18 protein-coding genes are annotated in these 21,579 nt (G+C 51.5%); 7 read left to right on the plus strand and 11 right to left on the minus strand.

What is annotated here, in order from left to right:
* Nucleotides 1-156: 156 nt before the first annotated feature.
* Both AC4BAN_RS06065 and AC4BAN_RS06070 read left to right on the plus strand, forming a co-directional pair.
* Nucleotides 157-951 (plus strand): thymidylate synthase, encoded by a 795-nt coding sequence (locus tag AC4BAN_RS06065; protein ID WP_490563481.1) that lies wholly within the window; start codon nucleotides 157-159, stop codon nucleotides 949-951.
* Nucleotides 952-1,009: 58 nt separating this feature from the next.
* Complete coding sequence (locus tag AC4BAN_RS06070) at nucleotides 1,010-1,777, plus strand: MBL fold metallo-hydrolase (protein ID WP_490563482.1); 768 nt, start codon at nucleotides 1,010-1,012, stop codon at nucleotides 1,775-1,777.
* 100 nt (nucleotides 1,778-1,877) lie between these two features.
* Here the strand turns inward: AC4BAN_RS06070 and AC4BAN_RS06075 are convergent, their stop codons facing one another.
* The 5 genes from AC4BAN_RS06075 to AC4BAN_RS06095 all read right to left on the minus strand — a co-directional run bounded on the left by AC4BAN_RS06075 (nucleotide 1,878) and on the right by AC4BAN_RS06095 (nucleotide 9,066).
* Nucleotides 1,878-2,948, minus strand: a complete 1,071-nt coding sequence (locus AC4BAN_RS06075) for an oxidoreductase (protein ID WP_490563483.1) — start codon at nucleotides 2,946-2,948, stop codon at nucleotides 1,878-1,880.
* Between the two features lie 197 nt (nucleotides 2,949-3,145).
* On the minus strand, nucleotides 3,146-6,256 hold the full coding sequence (locus AC4BAN_RS06080; protein WP_490563484.1) for a M4 family metallopeptidase: 3,111 nt from the start codon (nucleotides 6,254-6,256) through the stop codon (nucleotides 3,146-3,148).
* 446 nt (nucleotides 6,257-6,702) lie between these two features.
* Nucleotides 6,703-7,503 (minus strand): aminotransferase class IV, encoded by an 801-nt coding sequence (locus tag AC4BAN_RS06085; protein ID WP_490563485.1) that lies wholly within the window; start codon nucleotides 7,501-7,503, stop codon nucleotides 6,703-6,705.
* A gap of 72 nt (nucleotides 7,504-7,575) precedes the next feature.
* Complete coding sequence (dprA, locus tag AC4BAN_RS06090; RefSeq protein WP_490563486.1) at nucleotides 7,576-8,697, minus strand: DNA-processing protein DprA; 1,122 nt, start codon at nucleotides 8,695-8,697, stop codon at nucleotides 7,576-7,578.
* Nucleotides 8,698-8,718: 21 nt separating this feature from the next.
* Complete coding sequence (locus tag AC4BAN_RS06095; protein WP_490563487.1) at nucleotides 8,719-9,066, minus strand: MerR family transcriptional regulator; 348 nt, start codon at nucleotides 9,064-9,066, stop codon at nucleotides 8,719-8,721.
* Between the two features lie 200 nt (nucleotides 9,067-9,266).
* On the opposite strand from AC4BAN_RS06095, the gene alaS reads away from it, so the two are divergent.
* Genes alaS through AC4BAN_RS06115 form a run of 4 tightly spaced genes read left to right on the plus strand, consistent with a single transcriptional unit; the run spans nucleotide 9,267 to nucleotide 14,855 of the window.
* Nucleotides 9,267-11,897, plus strand: a complete 2,631-nt coding sequence (gene alaS / locus AC4BAN_RS06100; RefSeq protein WP_490563488.1) for an alanine--tRNA ligase — start codon at nucleotides 9,267-9,269, stop codon at nucleotides 11,895-11,897.
* A gap of 10 nt (nucleotides 11,898-11,907) precedes the next feature.
* Nucleotides 11,908-12,237, plus strand: coding sequence for a hypothetical protein (locus AC4BAN_RS06105; RefSeq protein WP_490563489.1), 330 nt, complete (start codon nucleotides 11,908-11,910; stop codon nucleotides 12,235-12,237).
* Between the two features lie 32 nt (nucleotides 12,238-12,269).
* Entirely contained in the window at nucleotides 12,270-13,727 is a 1,458-nt protein-coding gene (gatB, locus tag AC4BAN_RS06110; RefSeq protein WP_490563490.1) for an Asp-tRNA(Asn)/Glu-tRNA(Gln) amidotransferase subunit GatB, read from the plus strand.
* Nucleotides 13,728-13,736: 9 nt separating this feature from the next.
* Nucleotides 13,737-14,855, plus strand: coding sequence for a redoxin domain-containing protein (locus tag AC4BAN_RS06115; protein WP_490563491.1), 1,119 nt, complete (start codon nucleotides 13,737-13,739; stop codon nucleotides 14,853-14,855).
* 125 nt (nucleotides 14,856-14,980) lie between these two features.
* On the opposite strand, the gene AC4BAN_RS06120 is transcribed toward AC4BAN_RS06115, so the two are convergent.
* From AC4BAN_RS06120 to AC4BAN_RS06130, 3 genes are read right to left on the minus strand one after another with little or no spacing between them, the layout of a single operon-like run.
* Nucleotides 14,981-15,595 (minus strand): hypothetical protein, encoded by a 615-nt coding sequence (locus tag AC4BAN_RS06120; RefSeq protein WP_490563492.1) that lies wholly within the window; start codon nucleotides 15,593-15,595, stop codon nucleotides 14,981-14,983.
* 3 nt (nucleotides 15,596-15,598) lie between these two features.
* Complete coding sequence (locus AC4BAN_RS06125) at nucleotides 15,599-16,135, minus strand: acyl-CoA thioesterase (protein WP_490563493.1); 537 nt, start codon at nucleotides 16,133-16,135, stop codon at nucleotides 15,599-15,601.
* 57 nt (nucleotides 16,136-16,192) lie between these two features.
* Complete coding sequence (locus AC4BAN_RS06130; RefSeq protein ID WP_490563494.1) at nucleotides 16,193-16,852, minus strand: protein-L-isoaspartate(D-aspartate) O-methyltransferase; 660 nt, start codon at nucleotides 16,850-16,852, stop codon at nucleotides 16,193-16,195.
* A gap of 183 nt (nucleotides 16,853-17,035) precedes the next feature.
* Here AC4BAN_RS06130 and AC4BAN_RS06135 point away from each other — a divergent pair, with 183 nt between their 5' ends.
* A complete protein-coding gene (locus AC4BAN_RS06135) occupies nucleotides 17,036-17,620 on the plus strand; it encodes a riboflavin synthase (RefSeq protein ID WP_490563495.1) in 585 nt (194 codons plus the stop codon).
* A 22-nt stretch (nucleotides 17,621-17,642) separates the two neighbouring features.
* Here the strand turns inward: AC4BAN_RS06135 and AC4BAN_RS06140 are convergent, their stop codons facing one another.
* From AC4BAN_RS06140 to AC4BAN_RS06150, 3 genes are all read right to left on the minus strand, one after another.
* Nucleotides 17,643-18,572: a DUF4249 family protein gene (locus tag AC4BAN_RS06140; RefSeq protein ID WP_490563496.1), complete on the minus strand. Its 930-nt coding sequence runs from the start codon at nucleotides 18,570-18,572 to the stop codon at nucleotides 17,643-17,645.
* A 2-nt stretch (nucleotides 18,573-18,574) separates the two neighbouring features.
* Nucleotides 18,575-20,914 (minus strand): TonB-dependent receptor, encoded by a 2,340-nt coding sequence (locus tag AC4BAN_RS06145; protein ID WP_490563558.1) that lies wholly within the window; start codon nucleotides 20,912-20,914, stop codon nucleotides 18,575-18,577.
* Nucleotides 20,915-20,998: 84 nt separating this feature from the next.
* Nucleotides 20,999-21,577, minus strand: a complete 579-nt coding sequence (locus AC4BAN_RS06150) for a phosphatase PAP2 family protein (RefSeq protein WP_490563497.1) — start codon at nucleotides 21,575-21,577, stop codon at nucleotides 20,999-21,001.
* Between the last annotated feature and the right edge of the window lie 2 nt (nucleotides 21,578-21,579).

Below are 21,579 nucleotides of genomic sequence, written 5' to 3' on the forward strand. Positions count from 1 at the left end.
AAACCCCTGCTGCTTTCCGTTTGTAGCAAAGGTAAGGTTTGCGGAAGAAGGTGCTATGCACCGAAACGGCTTTTGTTCAGCTTGCTTTTTGGCTTGCTGTTTTCCAACATTTCATACTATCTTTAGTCCTCCAAATAACCAAGCAGCCAAACCGACATGAAGCAGTATTTAGACCTGATGCAGTACATCCTGGACAAGGGGGTAAAGAAGGAGGATAGAACCGGAACGGGTACGCTAAGTGTGTTTGGCTACCAGATGCGCTTTAACCTGGCCGAGGGTTTTCCTTTGGTCACCACTAAAAAGGTGCACTTGCGCTCCATCATTCATGAATTGCTGTGGTTTTTGAAGGGCGACACCAATATTCAGTACCTAAAGGATAACAAGGTAACCATCTGGGATGAATGGGCGGATGCAAACGGTGATCTGGGCCCGGTATACGGCTCTCAGTGGCGCAGCTGGCCCACGCCGGATGGCCGCCACATCGACCAGATCGCGCAGGTAGTGGACCAGCTGAAGCACAACCCGGACTCCCGCCGCATAATTGTGAGCGCCTGGAATGTGGCCGAGATCAGCAACATGAAGCTGCCGCCCTGCCACGCTTTCTACCAGTTCTATGTTGCCGAGGGTAAACTCTCGTGCCAGCTGTACCAACGCTCCGCCGACGTTTTCCTGGGGGTGCCCTTCAACATTGCCTCTTATGCGCTGCTTGTGCAGATGATGGCACAGGTAACGGGTTTAGAGCCAGGGGAGTTTATCTGGACGGGCGGCGACACGCACCTGTATGTGAACCACCTGGAGCAGGCACGTCTGCAACTAAGTCGCGAGCCACGCCCACTGCCTGCCATGCAACTGAACCGGAATGTAAAAGATATATTTGATTTTACTTTCGATGATTTTGAGCTGCTGCACTACCATCCACACCCGGGAATTAAAGCGCCGGTGGCCGTATAGTTAAACATTGTGGGCCAATAGAAGTTAAAGGATTGAAATCAATTTAACCGGACGGACCATGAAACAAAAACTTCTTTTAACATTTTTCTTCAGCTTCGCTTTCCTGCAGCTGTTTGCACAGCAGCGGCCCATGAAAGACCAAGTAAAAACTGATAAAGGCAACCTAACTATCCAGCCAATTTCGCATGCTTCGGTAGTTATGAACTGGAATGGCAAAACCATTTATGTGGACCCGGTAGGCGGGGCGGAAGCATACAAGGGCTTACCCAAACCCGACCTGATCCTGATCACCGACATTCACGGTGACCACTTGGACGCAAAGACCCTGGAGGCGCTGGAAACGAGTCGCGCCACGTTTGTGGTGCCGCAGGCCGTGGCCGAAAAGCTACCGGCACAGTTTAAAAGCCGGGTAAAAGTGCTGGCCAACGGCGAAAGCACAAACGTACTCGCTGTTCCGATCAGAGCTATCCCGATGTATAACCTGCCTGAAAGTGACGACGCGAAGCACACCAAGGGCAGAGGCAACGGGTATATCTTAACCCTGGGCGGCAAGCAGGTCTACCTGGCCGGTGATACAGAAGGCATTCCGGAGATGCGGAGCCTGAAAGATATCGATGTAGCCTTTGTGCCCATGAACCTGCCTTACACCATGGATGTAGACCAGGCGGCCAGTGCCGTGCTCGAATTTAAACCGAAAATAGTGTATCCGTATCACTACCGCGGACAAAACGGATTAAGTGATGTGGAGGCGTTTAAAAAGATGGTGAACGAGAAGGATCAGAACATTGACGTACGTCTGCTGGACTGGTACCCTACAAAGCAGTAGGCAATTATACTTTAGTAAAACAGAAAAGCACAGGGATTCCTGTGCTTTTCTGTTTTACTAAAGTATAAACTGGCAAAAGTATGTTTTTTTAAAACGGCGACTACTTTAAAGCAAAGCCAAGTCGACGTTTTTCGGCGCTGCTCTGCATGGCCAGTTCAATTACTTTGATGGTGTCACGGGCCTGCTCCGGACGCACAACCAGTGCTTCTTCGTTCAGGATGGCCCTGTACACATTCTGATACAAGTCCGTATAATTGCCCGGCTCACTCTCTATTTTGCCGGTAAGCTGCAAGCCGTTTACAGTTGTGTTGAATTTTCCCCAGATAGACTCGGGTTCCTTTCCCCAGTCGGCAAGTGTCGCCGGCGTCAGGCCCGCTTTCAAGTGCTCTTCCTGCACATCCAGGCCATACTTCACAAAAGAGCCCTGGTCACCTGACAGCCTATACCTGGGCCCCGGTTCCTTTACCAGCATGCCGGCTTTCAGAATTACCTTAAGCCCACTCTTGTAATAGAGCATCACTTCAAAGTAATCGGGTACACGCGATCCTTTCCGCTGTGTACGAAGGTCTCCGGAAACCTCCTCAGGGCTTCCAAACAGGTAGAGCGCCTGATCGATGAGATGCGAGCCCAGGTCATACAAAATGCCGCCGCCTGGCTGGTCTTCCTCTTTCCAGGTGTTCTCTTTAATAAAATTGCGGAATCGGTCAAAATGCGCTTCGTATTCCACCAGGTTTCCCAGCAGGCCACTTTCCAGCACTTTCTTTACTGTTTTCAAATCGCTGTCCCAGCGCCTGTTCTGGAACACAGTGAGCAGTTTCCCCTGTTTTTGTGCCAGTGCGATCAGTTCATCTGCCTCGGTGGTGGTGGTGGTAAAGGGTTTGTCCACGAGCACATGTTTGCCAGCGTTAAGCGCTTGCTTAGCTAAGGCAAAATGCGTGGCGTTCGGGGTGGCCAGCACCACCAGGTCGATGGCCTTATCCGCTAGTATATGCTGCGTGTCGGAAACGATCGTGGCCTGGGGGTAGCGAGTTTTAGCCCGGGCAATGTTTTCAGGGCGTGTTTCCCGGATAGTTTTAAGCTGCAGTCCGGCAACTTCCGAAATAAAAGGCGCATGAAAAACCTGGCCTGCCATTCCGTAACCCACTAATCCAACCTGTATTATTTTGCTCATATTTAAAAAATGTCATGCCTAAAGGCCTGTAAAATGCGCAAACCAAGTATTAAATCAAAGAACATAACCTTCTTTACACCCATACCTGAACAATGCCCATACAGCACTGCAACTTTCAGTAAACACGGAGTTTGCACAAAAAAACCCCGACCAAGCTGGCCGGGGTTATACAAAAAATTACTGCTTTCGTAGGCGATTTATTGCTTCACAAAGCGCTGGTGTGTTTCTTTCTGTCCGTCGTGGATGCTGATCAGGTACACGCCGCTCGGAAGGGATGCGATATCCATTCGGGAATTGCCTTTCATTTCAGCGCGCATCAGCTCAACACCTGTTACGCTCATTACTTTAACGGAGGCGCTTTCAGAAGGGGTGCTTACACGGATAAAGCCCCTGGCAGGATTAGGATAAACAACCACATCCGGCCCGATGGCATCGCCCAGGGTTTCGGCTGCCACCATGGCGTTGGCAGAAACCGCTGTTAAGGTGTTGGTAATGTTCACGCTGTAGTCCTCCACTTCGCCATAGCTGAAGGTCTCGCAGGAGGTTTGCGCCGCGTTGTACTTCATGGATACACGCATGCGGGTTGTACCCAGCAAGGCGGTGGTTGGTACCGCCACGGAGGCACTCAGTGTACCACTGCTTGAAGAGGAGCCGCTAACCACCAATTCACCGGCATCGTCGAAATCGCCGTCCTGGTTAAAGTCAATCCAGATCTTCCAATATTCGGTATAGGCTGTTTTGGAGAAGCCTGTGCTAAAGTAAATGGAATTGCTACTGCCGCGTGCCACGCTGCCTGTTAAAGCCGTGTTGTCTTTGTAGCCCCCATCATTTCCGGAGGACCGGTTAATACCCGCAAACTGTACCAGGTCAATCCACTCGTAGCTGGAGTTACTGCCCTTAGAAGAGCAATAACTAACAGCCGCTGAGGTGGTTGTAAAGTTAGCAGAGGCAGAATAGGCCGAACTGCCACTGGCACACACCGTGTTTACCTGGAATTCGTAAGTTGTAGCTGGCGAAAGCCCTGTGGCGTTGGCCGAAGTTCCGGTTACGCTGCCCGTCGTCCAGGTGGTAGTGCCCGTTGCCCTGAAGCGCACGTTGTAGCTAGTAGCGCCACTTACGGCTCCCCATGAAAGGGTGGCAGAGGTCGTTGCGACATTAGAAGCCGAAAGGCTGGCTGGTACCGCGCAAGTTGCGGCGGCACCCGAGATGCTGATTGTGTAATCCTCCACTTCGCCATAACCGAAAGACTCACAGGCAGTTTGCGCTCCGTTATACTTCATGGATACACGCATGCGGGTCGTGCCAGAGGCAGAAGATGCGATAACCAGATTACCGTTAACAGCTGTTTTGCTCAGTGTTCCTGCGTCGAAGACCAGTTCACCGGCATCGTCAAAATCACCGTCCTTGTTGTAGTCGATCCATATCTTCCAGTATTCGTTATAAGTGGTGCTGGCGAAGCCAGGCGTAAGTGTAAGGGCATAAGAGCCTCCTGCGTTTACACTAACGGTAGAACTGGTAAAATCAGAGTATCCGGCAGCGGCGGAAGTTTTCGTAAAGCTGCCTATTGTAACACTGGCGATATACTCATAAGAGGAGTTGTTGCCTTGTGAGGTACAGTAGGTTGTTTCGCCATACTTACCACCCACGCCTACAGCATTCCATGCGTTAGTTGTTTGGATAACCTGGGTAGAACCGGCACCAAAAAGGTCCGTAGCCGACTGGATCGCATAGGTGCGCGCATCGGCGTAAACCGAGTTTGCGGTCAGATACACTGTTTCCATACGGTAAGCAATCTTAGCAGCATCCGTTATGCCAATTCCTGACACGCTGTAGCTTACGCCCACATCGTTGGTGCCGGTTTTGCCCACTGACAGAACATAGAACCAATGGTTCAGCACGCCGCTGTTGGTATGCACGCCACCGTTGTCTCCGGTGCCGCTGTACCAGTTCGTGCCTTTGTAAGTATCCGGCTGTCCTTCTGCTTTCGGGTTGCTCATAGAGCGCAGTGATGGGCGCTGCTTGTCTATATCCTCTCCAATTAACCAGGTAGATTTGGCGGGTGCCGCAAACTGCTCAACGGCTGCTCCCCAAATGTCGGAGAAGCCTTCGTTCATGGCGCCTGACTCGTTGCTGTACACCAGGTTGGCACTATTAGAGCAAACGGCGTGGCCTATTTCGTGGGCACCCACATCCAGGCTGGTCAACGCATCAAAGCGTGTGGCGCCATCGCCATAGGTCATCACAGAGCCGTTCCAAAAAGCGTTCTCGTAACTTTTGTCGTAATGCACGTAGCTTTTGATCTTTGCGCCGGCATTGTCGTAGCTGTTACGACCATGCTTGTTTTTGAAGTAATCGAAGGTCATCTGGGCTGCCCAGTGTGCATCCAGTGCCGCATTGTCTTTTGCGGTATTATTAAACTCGGCAGCTGTCCAGTTATTGTCGCCATCCGTAAAATCCGAAGCCGTACTGTAGTTCGTGGTGGTTTTACAATTGTAAGTTTCAATACCTGTGCCACGGGTATAGTCACGCAGGCGATAAGCACCGCTGTAACTGTCTGTGGTGATGTTCAGGGTTCCGCTGTAACGTGTGGCAGCAGAAGAGGTGGCTGCGGCATGCTTGATAATGGCATCCTGAAAAACTACCTTCCCTGTCTGTGCATCCACATACACATTGCTTCTGCTAAGCGGCGTCTGGGCATAAATGTCAAACTTCCAGGCAAGCACCATTTGGTCGCTGCTTTCCTTTGAGGCAGCCAGGTAATTGTCTACAAACACAAGTTCTCCCTGTGGGTAGAACGAAGCATGCTTATCATGCTTCAGCTCCTTCACCCAGGCCTCCTGGGCCGGCACCTGCCACATGTAGGTTTGGGCCCCTACAAAAGAGAGGGCCTTAGAAAGCGCTGCGCCTTCTGACAGAGCAGGTGTGGCACTGAGGTCATTCAGCTTCTTAAGCTCACCGTTAATGGATTGTACCGTGCCATTCTTGCTGTGCACGGTGTAGGTGCCGTGCTCCACCTTCACACCTTTGTAAAACTGCTGGAACCGCTGGTGCTCAAAGCCCAGGTTGTCCTTCTCCGCCTTGGCCTGCTGCATGGCATCATTTGCCGAAAGATCGAGGTAGGTTCTAAGCACCTCGTTGGCCTGGTCAGAACGGTGAGTAGCTCCGTTGGAGCTGAACTCAATAAAGGCAGGCGTGCCGTTGGTTGCCTGAACTTTTTGTTTGATCCTGCCCTGACCCTGCCCAAAGGCAACTGGGGAGCAGAGCAATCCTCCTATCAGCAAGGAGGCATACACGTACATGTGTTTCATAAATAAATGTTTAAGGTGAGTGTTGTTAAGGTTATATTAGCAATATAGAATATAGAAGCTTATTTATCAAGTGCTTACCTTACAATACTACTGAAAGTTGTGTTTATGAAACAGGAAAATTTGGCCAAAAAGGTAACTTGCATGATACCGTATTCGCGTATACTTTTAAAGATATGTGGAGAAAAGGACCGTGTCAGGGAAAGATGCGGATAGATCCTCAAAACGCGCTTCGTAAGCGTATTAAGCGTTTTATTGAGATGCGCCGGCGCTGCGGATGCAAAGTATGCAATTCAAGATTTTTAAATTAGAAGGTAACATTTGATACAGGCTATGTTCTGCCAATAGTTATACCAGGCCTTTAAAATTTCTTGAATAATTTATTCAATAGAAGCTATCCTAAAGCAAGTATTCCAGCTGGTTAATAAAAGAAATAGTAAAACTGAAGCTCAGTTAGTTTGAGCTGAAAGCTGCTGTTGCAGCATAAAGAAGAGGGAGGAAGCTAATTGCAAGCGCACTCCGTTTAAGGAGGCGATCCTTCTTATACCGGTCACGTTCGCTGCAAAAACTGTGTATGCCTGTTGCAAATTCTCTGGCTTTTCCAGCACCTCCTGTGTATGTACTCCTCTGCCTTGGCACCATCTCAGGATGTTGCGGCGCATTATTCCATTAATGCAGCCCGTTGATAGGGAGGGCGTGTAAAGTACCCCGTCTTTTTCCCAGAAAACATTGGCTGCCGTAAGCTCACTCACAAAACCATCTGAATGCAAGAGGCACAGATCCTGGAAGCCACTGCTTTGCTTCTCGCGGGCAGCCAACACGTATAGTGGCGCATGCGGCCCTTTAAAATGGGAAAGCGGTGAAAATACTGTTCTCACCGTTTGGCAAATTCCGATGTGAAGCGGTGCCTCAGAAAATGGGATAGCAGGCTGCACCGTGGCCAGCCAATCAATAGCATCTGTTTGGGGTGCGTACAAGCCTTCTCCCGCACGCCATACTTTCAATTTGAGCCTGCCCAGGGCCAGGGCACCGTTACGACAGGCCAGTTCCAGCAATTCTGCTTCAAAAGATGGGGATATGAAGGCGGGTGGCATTTGCAGACCAAGGGCAAGCGCAGCCTCCTGCATGCGCGTAACATGATCGGGCCAGAACCGCAGCCTGCCGTCTACCACCAGCACGGTCTCAAAAAAACCATCGTTGTACTGAAACGCCCGGTTAGTAACCGGTAGCCGCAGTTCATTTTCTGGCATACAGCGGTCATTGTAAAGCAGCATCATATCACAGTAAGAAACGTGAGTAATATTAAAGGGCCTTTCTCCACCTTACCCAATGATTGCAAACACTTTACCGGGCTTGGCCTTTACCATCCCTTTAAACTCCAGGCCCAGCAACACCCCGGCTAAAGTGCTCACGGATAACTGTGATTTCCAGCTAAGGGTATCCATCTGCTCTTCCCTGGATTGTTGCAAAACCGCCAGCACTTTCAGTTCCTCCGGATTAAACGCAGCAGGATCGAAGGTAAATTTCGCTTTCGTCCTGGCTTCCGCCTCATCCTGCAGGTCCCAGTTCATGAGTTCCACCAGGTCCTGCACCGACGTGTAGGCCACCGCCTTAAGCGATTTGATCAGGTAATTAGTGCCTTCAGACACGGGGGAGGTAATGTTGCCCGGCACCGCCATCACCTCCTTGTCGTAGCCATGGGCTATGTCGGCGGTGATCAGGGTACCGCTTTTCAAGGCTGCTTCCACCACTATTGTGCAGTCCGACATGCCGGCAATGATCCGGTTGCGGGCCGGAAAGCGCGGGGCATCGGGTTTGGTGCCGAAACTGTTCTCTGTCAGCAGGCCACCCTGCGTGAGCATGCGCTCGGCATACTTCCGGTGCACGGCAGGGTACACTGCCTCCGGACCCGTTGCCATCACGCCTATGGTAGGCAAGCCGGCCTGCAGCGCAGCGCGGTGCGCTACAATGTCCACGCCATACGCCAGGCCGCTCACGATGAGCACATTGTAAGCCTTCAGCTCTTCAACGATACGCTCTGTAACCGTTTGGCCGTAACTGGTAATTTGCCGGGAACCCACCATACTGACAATGCACCGCTGGTTCAGGTTGCCGTTGCCGCGGTAATACAGCAGCGTGGGGGCGTCGCCAATCTGCTTGAGCCTGTCCGGATAATTGGCCGACGTGTAAAATAGCAGTTGCACATCCTCAGCCTTTGCCTGCCGCACAATCTCCGCAGCCTGCTGCAGCGCAGTTCGCTTTCCCTCCGCAATTCTTCTGATCAGCACCGTACCGATGCCGGGCACCCGTTCCAGTTTGCCGGCAGGCGCCTCAAACACCGCTTTTGCCGATCCGCAGTAGCTCACCAGCATGCGTGTGAGCTGCGAGCCCACGCCGTGCAACCTGGTTAAGGCCACGGCGTACATCATTTCTTCTTCTGCCATTGTAAGGGGCTTACGGGGCTTTTAGGCTTTGGTGTTCAGCTGCTCCTTGATACCTGTCAAAAATGCCTTTACTTTTTCGAGGGAGGAGATGATCTCGATCTTGTCTTTTGTCTGCACCGATTTGTTCTTCATCATTTCCTTGGCCCCCTGGATGGTGTACCCGCGCTCTTTTACCAGGTGGAATACCGTACGCATGGTCTCGATGTCCTTGGCCGTATACTGCCGGTTCCCTTTCTTGTTTTTTTTTGGGTTGAGCTGCTCAAACTCCGTCTCCCAGAAGCGGATCAGCGAGGGGGCCACTTCAAACATGGCGGCCACCTCACCGATGGTATAATACTGCTTTTCTATTTCTTTCTCTTTATAAGGCATCGCTTTCGTTCATTTTAAAGGACAGCATCACTAATTTTCGGACAGATACTACTGTTTACAGGTAAAATATGCTACTTTTGCCTCTGTCAGGCCTGTCCGGCGGCACCCAAAGCAGGTACTTCCGTAGGGCAAAAATTCTATATTTTTTGTTCTTAAACAACAAGTATAGCACGAAGTATTTAAAAGCCTAATACTCATACATGAATTCAGCTGAGATAAGACAAAAGTTTCTCGACTTCTTTGCTTCCAGACAGCACCAGGTAGTGCCGTCCGCCCCGATCGTGGTAAAAGACGACCCAACTCTCATGTTCACCAATGCGGGCATGAACCAGTTTAAGGACTACTTTCTGGGCAACAAGCCAGCCCCATACAACCGTGCCGCCGACACCCAGAAATGCCTGCGCGTAAGCGGCAAGCACAACGACCTGGAAGAGGTGGGTTATGACACCTATCACCACACCATGTTCGAGATGCTGGGCAACTGGTCGTTTGGCGATTACTTTAAAAAGGACGCGCTGGCCTGGGCCTGGGAGCTTTTAACCGAGGTGTATCAGCTTCCCAAAGATCGGCTGTACGTTTCTGTTTTCGAGGGCGACGCTTCTGAGAACTTGGAGAAAGATCAGGAGGCCTACGATATCTGGAAATCCATGCTCGCGGAAGACCGCATTCTGATGGGTTCCAAGAAAGATAACTTCTGGGAAATGGGTGACACCGGCCCCTGCGGCCCCTGCTCCGAAATACACATAGACCTGCGCTCGGAGGAAGAGCGCGCTCAGGTAGACGGCAAAACGTTGGTGAACAACGACCATCCGCAGGTGGTGGAGATCTGGAACAACGTGTTCATGGAGTTTAACCGCCTGGCCGATGGCTCGCTGGTAAAACTGCCTGCCCAGCACGTAGATACCGGTATGGGGTTCGAGCGACTGTGCATGGCCATCCAGGGCAAGCAGTCTAACTACGACACCGATGTTTTCCAGCCACTGATTCAGTTCATTGCGCGGGAAGCAAGCGTGACCTATGGCGAAAACGAGAAAGTGGACATTGCCATTCGTGTGATCGCCGACCACATCCGCGCCATTGCCTTCGCGATTGCTGATGGACAGCTGCCATCCAACAACAAGGCCGGTTATGTAATACGCCGCATTTTGCGCCGTGCCGTGCGTTACGGATTCACCTTCCTGGATTTCAAAAAACCATTCCTCTTTAAACTGACCGAAGTACTTGCCAACCAGATGGAGCACGTGTTCCCGGAACTGAAGCAACAGCTGGGGTTTGTGCAGCGCGTGATCGAGGAAGAGGAGAACGCTTTCCTGCGTACCCTGGAGAATGGCTTGAAACGACTGGACACCCTGGAGAGCAAGTTCAGGGAGAACAACAATGCGATTGACGGTAAAACCGCTTTCGAATTGTATGATACCTTTGGCTTTCCGCTGGACCTGACAGCTCTGATCGCCCGTGAGAAAGGCTTAACCGTGGATGAAGAAGGCTTTGCCGCTGAGATGGAGCAGCAGAAGAACCGCTCCCGCAATGCCTCTGCCACCGAACAAAGCGACTGGGTAATACTTCAGCAGGACGTTACTACCGAATTTATTGGTTACGACTGCGATACGGCGCAGGCACACATCGTACGTTACCGGCAGGTAAAGACAAAGAATAAAAACGAGTACCACCTGGTGCTTGATAAAACACCTTTCTATGCCGAGAGTGGCGGACAAGTAGGGGATACAGGATACCTGGTGTCGGAATCGGAGCAGGTAGAGGTGCTGGATACTAAAAAGGAGAATGACCTGATCCTGCATATCACTGCAAAGCTACCGCAAAACCTGGAGGCTGCCTTTCGAAGCGAGATCCATGGGGAGCGTCGTGACTTTATTCGTAAAAACCATTCTGCCACACACTTACTACATGCTGCTTTAAGGGAAGTTTTAGGCACGCATGTGCAGCAGAAAGGCTCTCTGGTAAATGAGAGCATGCTCCGGTTCGACTTTTCGCACTTTGCCAGGATAGAGGAGGCAGAACTGCGCCAGGTGGAGCACCTGGTAAATGAGCGGGTCCGCCAAAGCATCCCCTTAGAGGAGCAGCGAAACGTGCCGATCGCGGAGGCCAAAGAAATGGGGGCCACCGCCCTGTTTGGCGAGAAATACGGCGAGTATGTGCGTGTGATCGCTTTTGACAGAGAACACTCCGTGGAGCTCTGCGGGGGCACGCACGTGTATAATACCGGCGAAATCGGCTACTTTAAAATAGTTTCGGAAAGCTCGGTAGCAGCAGGCGTTCGACGTATCGAGGCGATAACAGCCAAGGCGGCAGAAGACTTTGTGCAGGCACAACTGGATGAACTGCATGCCGTGCGCGAAGTACTGAACACGCAAAGCAATGTATCAGGCGCAGTGGAGAAGCTGCAGGAAGACAACAAAGCCCTACAGAAACAACTGGAGCAGTTTGAACTCAAGCAGCTTGGCGCCTTGAAAGACACGCTGGTACATAAGGCGCAACCGCTTCAGGGCATTAACCTGGTGGCCGAGCAGGTGGAGGTCAGTTCAGCTGATTACCTGAAAAAACTGGCCTTCGACATGCGCCAGGTAGTAGATAACCTGGTGCTGGTGCTGGCCGCCGAGATTGATGGCAAGCCGCAGATAGCGGTGATGCTATCGGACAACCTGATTCAGGAAAAGAACCTGAACGCCAGCCAGATGGTGCGCGAACTGGCCAAGGAGATACAAGGCGGCGGGGGCGGGCAGCCATTCTATGCAACGGCTGGAGGCAAGAACGCTGCAGGCCTACCTGCAGTGCCGGGTAAGGCAGTGGAACTGATTAAAAGCCTGTTATAGTTGCAAGCTATTGGCTACTGAAACTATAAATCTGGATAAAGCGAGAACATTTTATAATGTTATCTTTTTTTCATTTATATTTTCAAATATTGGCTATTCATTAGCACGCGTTTCGGTTATAAAGGGTGATTTCGCTTTGTTATTTCCTTTTTTCCCAGCTGTTATTGGGTTTATAGCTTCACCTATTGGCTTATTTTACATATTAAAGAGTTTTTCCAGAAAAGAAGATAACCAGAAGCAAAAGAAAGTTTATCTGACAGGTATAGTGTTGGCGAACATAGTCACTGTAGTAGTAATACTGCTATTGATTATTTGGGGTCCTGATTTTATGACATTATAATCTATACTTAACAGGTACAAGAAATATTTACAATGGATAAAGCGATTAGAGATAAATACCAGGCTATTATCGGTCTGGAAGTGCACGCGCAGTTGCTGACGGAAAGCAAGGCTTATTCCTCCGATTCCACGGAGTACGGCATGCTGCCTAACACGAATTTAAGTGAGATAACACTGGGGCATCCGGGTACTTTGCCGCGTGTTAATAAAAGAGTGGTGGAAATGGCCGTAAAAATGGGCCTTGCCACTAACTGCGACATCACGCGCTACAACATTTACGCACGTAAAAACTACTTTTACCCCGATCTTCCAAAAGGCTACCAGATCACACAGGACAAAACGCCTGTCTGCACCCTGGGCCACATCGATGTGAAAGATGCGGCAGGCAACGACAAGCGCATCGGCATCACGCGCATCCACATGGAAGAGGATGCCGGAAAATCCATGCACCTACCCGGTGAGATTGAGACGCTGGTGGACTTCAACCGTGCCGGCGTGCCCCTTATTGAGATCGTGTCGGAGCCCGACATCCGCGATTCGGTGGAAGCCTATAACTACCTGACAGAGATCAAGCGCCTGGTGAAGTACCTGGACATCTGCGATGGAAACATGGAGGAAGGCTCCTTGCGCTGCGACGCCAACGTGTCGGTAATGCTACACAACTCCCCGCTTTGGGGTACCAAGGTAGAGGTAAAGAATATGAACTCGTTCAGGAACGTGCAGCGGGCCATCGAGCATGAGATCGAGCGCCAGATCATGGTGCTGGAAAATGGCGGCACCGTTGACGGCGAAACCAGGAACTTCGATGCCAACACCGGAACTACTACGGCCATGCGTTCCAAGGAGACCCTGAACGACTACCGCTATTTTCCGGAGCCGGACCTGCCACCGCTCATCATCGGGCAGGAGTGGCTGGAAAGCGTTCGCGCGGCCATGCCAAGCCTGCCGCAGGAGCTTTACAACCGTTTCGTAAACGAGTTGGGGCTGCCGGCGTATGATGCAGCCGTTTTAACCGATGCCAAAGAGATTGCGCTATACTTTGAGGCACTCTGCCAGGAAACTACAAACTACAAGGCTGCCTCCAACTGGATGATGGGCCCGGTAAAGTCTTACCTGAATGAGCTGCAGCTGCACATCAAGGATTTCCCGCTGGCGCCGGCGCAAATTGCCCAGCTCATCGCTTTGGTCGATGCCAACAAGGTGAGCCATTCTGTGGCTTCCAAAAAACTTTTCCCGCACATGCTGGAGCATCCTGATAAAACAGCCCTAGAACTGGCCCAGGAGCAAAACCTGATGCAGGAATCCGACGCAGGAGAGCTTACCCAGGTTGTTCAGGAGGTAATTGCCGCCAACCCTGCCAAGGTAGAAGAGTATAAGGCGGGGAAGCAATCGCTGATTGGCATGTTTATGGGAGAGATCATGAAGAAAACAAAAGGCAAAGCGGATCCTAAAGTAGCCAATCAGCTGCTCCGCGACGGCTTAAATGCTTAACTATAGCTTATGACACTGAAGAACATCGTATGGGCAGCCACAGCTGCCATAGTAATGGCTGGATGCCAGGGAAACAAGTCGACTTCCACTGAAACCGACAACTTTACGTTGCAGGGTAAGTTCGAGAATGCCCCTGCAGGCCCAGTTTACCTGTATGAACTAACCGATCAGCAGTTTGTGCCACGCGATACCGCGCAGGTTGCGGCAGATGGCACCTTTGCCTTTGAAGGGAAAGTGAAGGAGCCTACCTTTTACCGTATTTCCTTGAACCAGCAGACAGGCATTATGCTGGTGCTGGACTCGGGCAAGATAAAAGTGGATGCCAATGTGCAGGACCTGCAGGGCTCTTTAAAAATTGAAGGTTCGCCTGAATCTGCTTTGTTTCAGCAACTGAACAAGCTTATTAATGAGTCGAGGATGCAGCAGATGGCCTTAGAGCAACGCTTTAACGAGGCCATGCAGCAAGGCAACGAAGCTGAAGCCGAAAAAATACGCCAGGAGTACCTGGTGTTGCAGCAAGGGGTGAAAAACTTTATCGCAACGCACCCGGGCTCTGTTGTTTCCGCTTTTGGCACCATCAGCCTGATCGATCCGGTAAATGACTTTGCCTTCGCAGACAGTATGGCCACATTGTTTACACAAAATCTACCTAACTCCAAGTATACCGCCATGCTCAATGAGCGGTTGAAGTCGTTCCGCAGTACGGCCATCGGACAAGCGGCCCCTGAAATTACGCTGGCTACACCAGCAGGTGCTCAGAAATCCCTTTCTTCTTTAAGGGGAAAATATGTGCTGATCGATTTCTGGGCCAGCTGGTGCGGTCCTTGCCGCAAGGAGAACCCGAATGTGGTGAAGATGTACAACAAGTACAAGAACAAGGGAGAAGGCTTCGAGATCTTTGGCGTTTCGCTGGACCAGTCGAAGGAAAAGTGGTTGGCCGCCATTGAGAAAGATCAGTTGAGCTGGCCGCATGTTTCCGACCTGAAAGGGTGGGAGAGCAGTGCCGCGCAGCTTTACAATGTTACAGCCATCCCACAAACCGTCCTGATCGATCCGGAGGGCAAGATCATTGCGAAAGGATTGAGGGGAGAGGACCTGGAGCAAAAACTGGCTTCACTGTTGGAGTAACTCAACTGCTTATTTTAACGCAAAAACGCCTGTCGAATCCAGACAGGCGTTTTTTTTGGTCAATACTGCTTAGTAAGGCAACCTTACTTAAAAAATACACTTTGCTTCATTTGAAAAGGCTTTTTTCAACCCAGAAAAACCTTTTGCAAAGCAGTCCATAATTGTCCTTTCTGCTCCACGTCGTGCTCTAACTTATCCAGAGCCAGGGAGAAGACCACGGGCACGCTGTCAACTTTTACCGGGTTGTATAGGGTGAACTTCTCATGTGGCAGGTCTGTGTCCAGGCGACTGCCGAAGCTGATGATATAGTTTACCTCCATTTCCTGGCGCAGGTCCTCGAACCTGGCAACAGCCCCCGACACATAGTTCAAATAAGCCACATCATCGGCATGCAGGCCAATGGCGGCAAGTATCTTTTGCAGAAAACCTACTTTTGGCAAAGCCTTAAAGGCAGCATCCGGAACTGTAACCAACACAATCACCCCTTTTTTATTTGCCCCGATCACCTGGTATTTTCCTGTTGGCGCAGTTTTCTCAGGCTCTGCAGTTTTAGGGATATCGGGTGTCTGATGCACGCGCTGCGCAGGCGTTGGTTGAGCTTCTGCCACTTCAGCGGCTGGTGAATGGCTGGCCGCAGGGGCATGAGGCGCCGCTTTGTCCTCGGGCAAGAGGTAAAGGGTTTCCGGGAGGAAAATTTTTAAAAACTCATCGCTTAAGTGTGCGTCCAGCGGTACTGCCATACTTTAGTTGCCCTGTGCGTCTTCTTTGATATCAAAAATAGATCTCAGCTCATTGGCTTCGCTCGGTTTCATGCGTCCGGCTAAAACCAGCCTTAGCTGCCGGCGGCGCAGCGCTCCGTCGTATAAGCGAATTTCTTCTTCCGTTTCAGGAGTCGCCTCCGGCACATCAATCGGGTTGCCTAACTGGTCTACTGCCACGAAAGTGAAAAATGCCTGGTTCGACATGACTTTCTTGCCACTAGGAATATCCTCGGCATACACCACAATGTGCACTTCCATGGAGGAATTGAAGGCGCGTGTCACCTTGGCCTCCAGCGTAACCACATTGCCTAATTTTATACTTTCAGAGAAGGATACGTTATCGACTGAGGCGGTTACCACGATGCGGTTGGAGTGCTTTTGCGCTGCTATCGCTGAAACTATGTCCATCCAGTGCATCATGCGCCCCCCCATCAGGTTGTGCAGGGTGTTGGTGTCGTTGGGTAAAACCAACTCCGTCATGATCACATAAGAGTCTTGTACTTTTTTCTGTTTACGCATTTCTGTTATGCCTATTTGTGTTGCCGCAAAGATACGCCACGCAAGTTTAAGGATAAATTAAATTTCCGATTCCCAGCCTGATTTACCCAATAGGGGCACAAACTTAAAATCGCTGAACTCCTCCTTTGTAAACTCATCGGGCTCAACGCGGGTAATGCGCATCATTTTCTGGCTGCTCTCGCTGCCCACCGGTATAACAAGTATGCCGCCTACGCTGAGTTGCTGCACCAGCGTTTTAGGGATGCCGGGTGCTCCTGCCGTCACGATGATCCTGTCGTAGGGTGCAAACCGGGGCAGACCCAGAGAGCCATCGCCGTGAAACGTGTGGGGCTTCAGGCCATGCTTCTGAAAAAACAACAGCGCTTTTTCGTAAAGGGCGCGGTTATACTCGATCGTGTAGACATGCGGTGTGAGTTGCAGCAACACGCTGCACTGGTATCCTGAACCGGTGCCGATCTCCAGCACCTTGTCCGTTGGCCTGACTTGCAAGAGTTCTGACTGAAAGGCCACTGTGTAAGGCTGTGATATGGTTTGGCCCTCGCCAATGGGGAAAGCTTTGTCCTGGTACGCCTGCTCCACAAAGGCCTTGTCGAAAAAGAAATGGCGCGGCACTGCCTCGATGGCGGCCAGCACACGCTCATCCCGTATTCCCTTTTCGCGCAAGTGATTCACCAATGCGCGGCGCATGCCTTTGTGTCTGTACGAATCTGTCTGCATTTTCTGTGTGTAAGCCTGATGTATACTTGCTACCGGTTAATTACTTATACTTCACCAAGTAGATTTGTATGCGAAAATAAGCATCTGTTTCCTAAATCGCCCTGCATTTATACTTTAATCTGCCGGAAGGGGGCATTAAGTTTAGAAAGGTGTTAATTTTGAGTTCTAATTTTGAAAGCTGCTATGTTTACAGGAATAATAGAGGCATTGGGCCGCGTCCAGAACATCCGGGACGAGAACACAAACAGGCATTTTACCCTGACCTGCCCCTTTACCCATGAGCTGAAGGTAGACCAGAGCGTGGCCCACAATGGCGTTTGCCTGACAGTGGTGGCCATTAAAGGTGATGCCTACACGGTAACGGCCATTGACGAAACGCTTCAGAAAACGAACCTGCATACCTTAAAACCAGGCGATGCGGTTAACCTGGAGCGCTGCATGATTGCAAACGGCCGTTTTGACGGGCATGTGGTGCAGGGCCACGTTGATCAGACTGGCCGCTGCGAGTCGGTGGTGGATGAGAATGGCAGCTGGGTGTTTACCTTTAAGTATGATGCAGGCGTTGGCAACGTAACCGTGGAGAAAGGCTCCATCTGCGTGAACGGCATCAGCCTGACGGTTTTCAACTCCAAACCAGATTCCTTCTCAGTGGCTATCATACCTTACACGTTTGAGCATACCAATCTGCACCAGGTTAAGGCAGGCGACACCGTGAACCTTGAATTTGACATTATCGGAAAGTATGTAGCGCGTTTACTGGGCAGATAATTGGGCATAACCTGCTTGTGAACTAGTTAACTAGGATGCGGTGGTAGCTTACCCCATAACCGCCCCACACCCCTAAACCACCCATGATATTGGAGCGTGTGGTGTTAGGTGAGCCGATAGGGCTGCCATTGCTGTTCTGCTCGCCCTCCAGCGTGCTCCAGAAACGGTAATGGGCCAGATCAATGGCCGCCCACCGCACAGTAATGGTATCGCCCTTCCCGAAGTAGCCGTAGCGATCCTGGTTCACTTCGGCCTGCCCCCGGGGCTCCCCCCGGTCCAGAGGGAACACAATCGTGCCGCCGTTTACCAGTTCATCGTTAAACACAGAACTGAACAAGCCGGGATAAAACGGCTCGCTGTTTCGCTTGGTAAAGTAGCGCACGCTGTTTCCGAGTGTATCGGGGTCAATATAGCGGTAAAACAGTATCTTCAGGCTGTCCTGTTTTGGATCGGGGTGTGGCATTATCCATAGTGAGTCGATGGGATTCAAATGCGGAATGGTGGTAACAGCGCTGAGCATGCGGCCGCCGCTACTGATGCGCAAGCCATAGCTTTCTCCCGTTTCTCCCTCCAACGCGCTGGTTGTGTACACATAAAAAGGAAACCCGCTGCTGCCATCGATCTGGCTGGCCGGCACACCGAACTGCAAGGCAACCAGTTGCCTGAGTTCTTCTGTAAAGGCAGCGGAGGCCACCTCCTGCAGCGTAAAGCTCTGCCCCCGGTGCGTTACAATTACCTGGGCATCGTGCACAAAGGCCTGCTCCAGGGCTTGGGCAGAAATTGCGGTGAACACAGGAACCGATCGGGTTAACACCACCACCGGGGGTAGGCCCTGCTCGATGTGCCCCTGCACCACCAGTTTTTCTTCGCCTGCCGGGATGTCCAGTAACAGGTTTTGCTCGCAGCCCAAAAGCAGCAACAGGAGTGGGAAAAGGAAGCGGGTCGTTCTCATGATTATTTCCAGGTAAAGTTCCAGGTGACGGAAGGGAGCGGAAAAGGAATGATGGATACTTTTTTAGCCTGCAGAGTCAGGCTCTGATTATACGGTGCGCCCTCGTTATCAATATAGTACAGGAAAGGGTTACGGCGACCATACACGTTATACACTGAGAAGGTCCAGCTTGATTGGATGTTTTTACGTTGCTTGGTCTCCAGCGTAGCAGCCAGGTCCAGGCGATGGGTGGGCTCCATCCGGAAGCTGTTCCGGTCTCCGTACTGGTAGACAACATTGCCCTCTATCACGTAGCGCCGGACTGGCAGGGTAGTGGCCTGGCCGGTGCCATATACAAAGATCCCCCCGAAGGTCCAGCGTTCGTTGTATTTGTAGTTAGCGACCAGCGAGAGGTCGTGGCGGCGGTCGAAGCGCGCCGGAAACGCCTGCCCCGCGTTTAGATCAGGGAAAGTGCGGGTGGTGCGGGAAAGGGTATAGCCCAGCCAGCCTTGCAGATCGCCGAAGTTTTTCCGCATAAACAGCTCTACACCATAAGAACGGCCGCTTCCGGACACAAATTCATACTCCAGGTCGCGGTTGGAAGGCCCCGGTGCATATCCCTCCCGGTACTCCAGCTGGTTTACCAGGTTTTTGTAATATACTTCCACTGAACCCTCGTATTGGTTATCCGCTATACTTTTAAAATAACCCAGCGCATATTGGGTAGCTTTCTGGGGAGCCACCAGGGCCGAACTGGGCACCCACACATCCAGGGGCAGCGTTGTGTACGCGTTGGAGACCAGGTGCAGGTACTGCGCCGAACGGGTGAAGGCGGCCTTAACCGAGGACTGCCGGTTTAGTTCATACCGCAGCGAAACCCGTGGCTCCAAGGCGCTGAACAGTTTCACTTTTTCCCCATTTTTGTAGCGGGTGGAGTCGGTCACCATTTCATCCGCGCCAAACCGGTACAAATTAAAAGGCCCAACCTGCATAAAGTAACTGTTGCGAAGGCCCAGGCTGACCAGCAGCTTGTCCGTTACGTTCCAGTCGTCGGAAATGTACAGTGCCGTTTGATGGGCATACTTGGGCTTTACCCTGTCTGTGCTGAAGTTGGCTCCTTCCAGGTCTTCGGCCTGTCCGGTGCGGGGGCGCAACGAATGGTAAGTATACTGCAGGCCATACTGCAGATGGTGCCGCACGTTGGGGGTGAAGTCGAAGTCAAGTTGGAAGCCACGGTCCTGCACGCCGGTTTGCAGCAGTGTGGTAAAGCCGCCGAACTCCCAGCTGAAATCAAACGCGTAGTCACTCTGAATAGCAGTGGCATTCAGAAAGTGGTTGTTGTTGAACAAATGGTTCCAGCGCAGCGTGACACAGCTGTTCCCCCATGAAAAATCAGAGGTAAACCGGCCATCCGAGAGCTTTAACCTGCCTACATCGCGCCCAAAATAGCCGCTGAGGTAAAGCCTGTCCTTTTCGGTGAGCGTATAGGCCAGCTTCCCGTTCAGGTCGTAAAAGTGATAGGGCACGCCGCCCTGCTCAGTGTTTTTGAGAAAGGGATTGGTAAGCACATCCACGTAAGTGCGCCTGCCGGAAAAAATAAAGGAGGCTTTTTCCTTCACGATGGGGCCCTGCACGGTCAGCCGGGAAGCGATGAGCCCAATGCCTCCATCCGCTTTGTAAGTAGCTTTGTCGCCGTCTTTCATCTCAATATCGAGCACCGAGGAAAGGCGCCCCCCGTAGCGGGCCGGCATGTTGCCTTTGATGAGCGTGGTGGCTTGAATGGCATCGCTGTTGAACACAGAGAAAAAGTTAAACAAATGGCCGGGGTTATACACGGTGGCCTGATCAAGCAGCACCAGGTTCTGGTCGGCCCCGCCACCCCGTACGTAAAAGCCGGTGTTTCCCTCGCCACCTGATTGCACGCCTGGTAGTAATTGTACGGTCTTCATGATGTCGGTTTCGCCAAAAAGCACGGGAAGCGAGCGCAGGGTTTCCATGGGGATATCCAGTTGCCCCATGGCAGCCGTTTCGTTAAGGGAAGGCTGCCGGGCGGCGATGACCTCCACTTCCTGCACATCGTAGGCGGTAGGCGAGAGCCTGAATGTCAGGCTCTCGCTTTGAAGCACGGCAACCTGCTGCTCCAGCGTTTGGTAGCCGATCGACTTTACCACCAGCGTATACTTTCCCGGAGTAGTTTGTAAACTGAATTTCCCGTTTGCATCGGTTACAGCGCCCGTTACCTGTTTCTCTTTCAGAAAGACAGTTGCACCTGCCAGTGCCTCGCCGGATAATGCATCGCGCACCTGTCCCGTGAACGTAATGCCCGTTTGTGCCACCGCAGCGCCGGCAGCCAGCACAAACACTAACAATATTGTATAAAAGGGAAGTAGTCGCAAACCTGTAGCTAAAGCGTGAACACAAGGAGAACAGCAGCCTGTCTCAAAGGTTTAACGCACGAAGGCGGGATATTTGTTCAGCAAAATGGTGTAGCCCAACGAACAGACATAGGCCAGAAAAGCGCCCAGCAATGCCCCCCCGATCACATCGCCCGGGAAATGCACGCCCAGGTAAATACGGCTATAAGACACCACCACCGCCCAGGCAACCAGTACCATCTTAAAAACCAGGTATCGGTCTGCGAGGATCAGGTTAAAGAACACCGCCAGGGCAAAGCTTGTGGCAGCATGTGATGACATGAAACCGAACTGCCCGCCACATCCTTTTACCAGGTTAATGAACTCAGCCAACGCTGGGTCGTGGCAGGGGCGAAGTCGTAGAAAAAAATTCTTGAAGATACCCGACGCCACAAAGTCTGCCAGGCCAATGGCAACCACGGCCATCACCAGCATAAAAATGCTCTGACGGCGGTATCGCCATATCAAATAGCTGATAATGCCTAAGTAGAAGGGAATCCAGACCAGCTTTTCGGACACAAACACCATGATGCCATCCCAGAAAGGGCTGTGCATGTTGTTTAGATAGATAAAAAGTTCTTTGTCCAGCTGCTCCAGTGCTTCCACCATCATTC

This window comes from Pontibacter sp. GD13 (assembly GCF_058216355.1).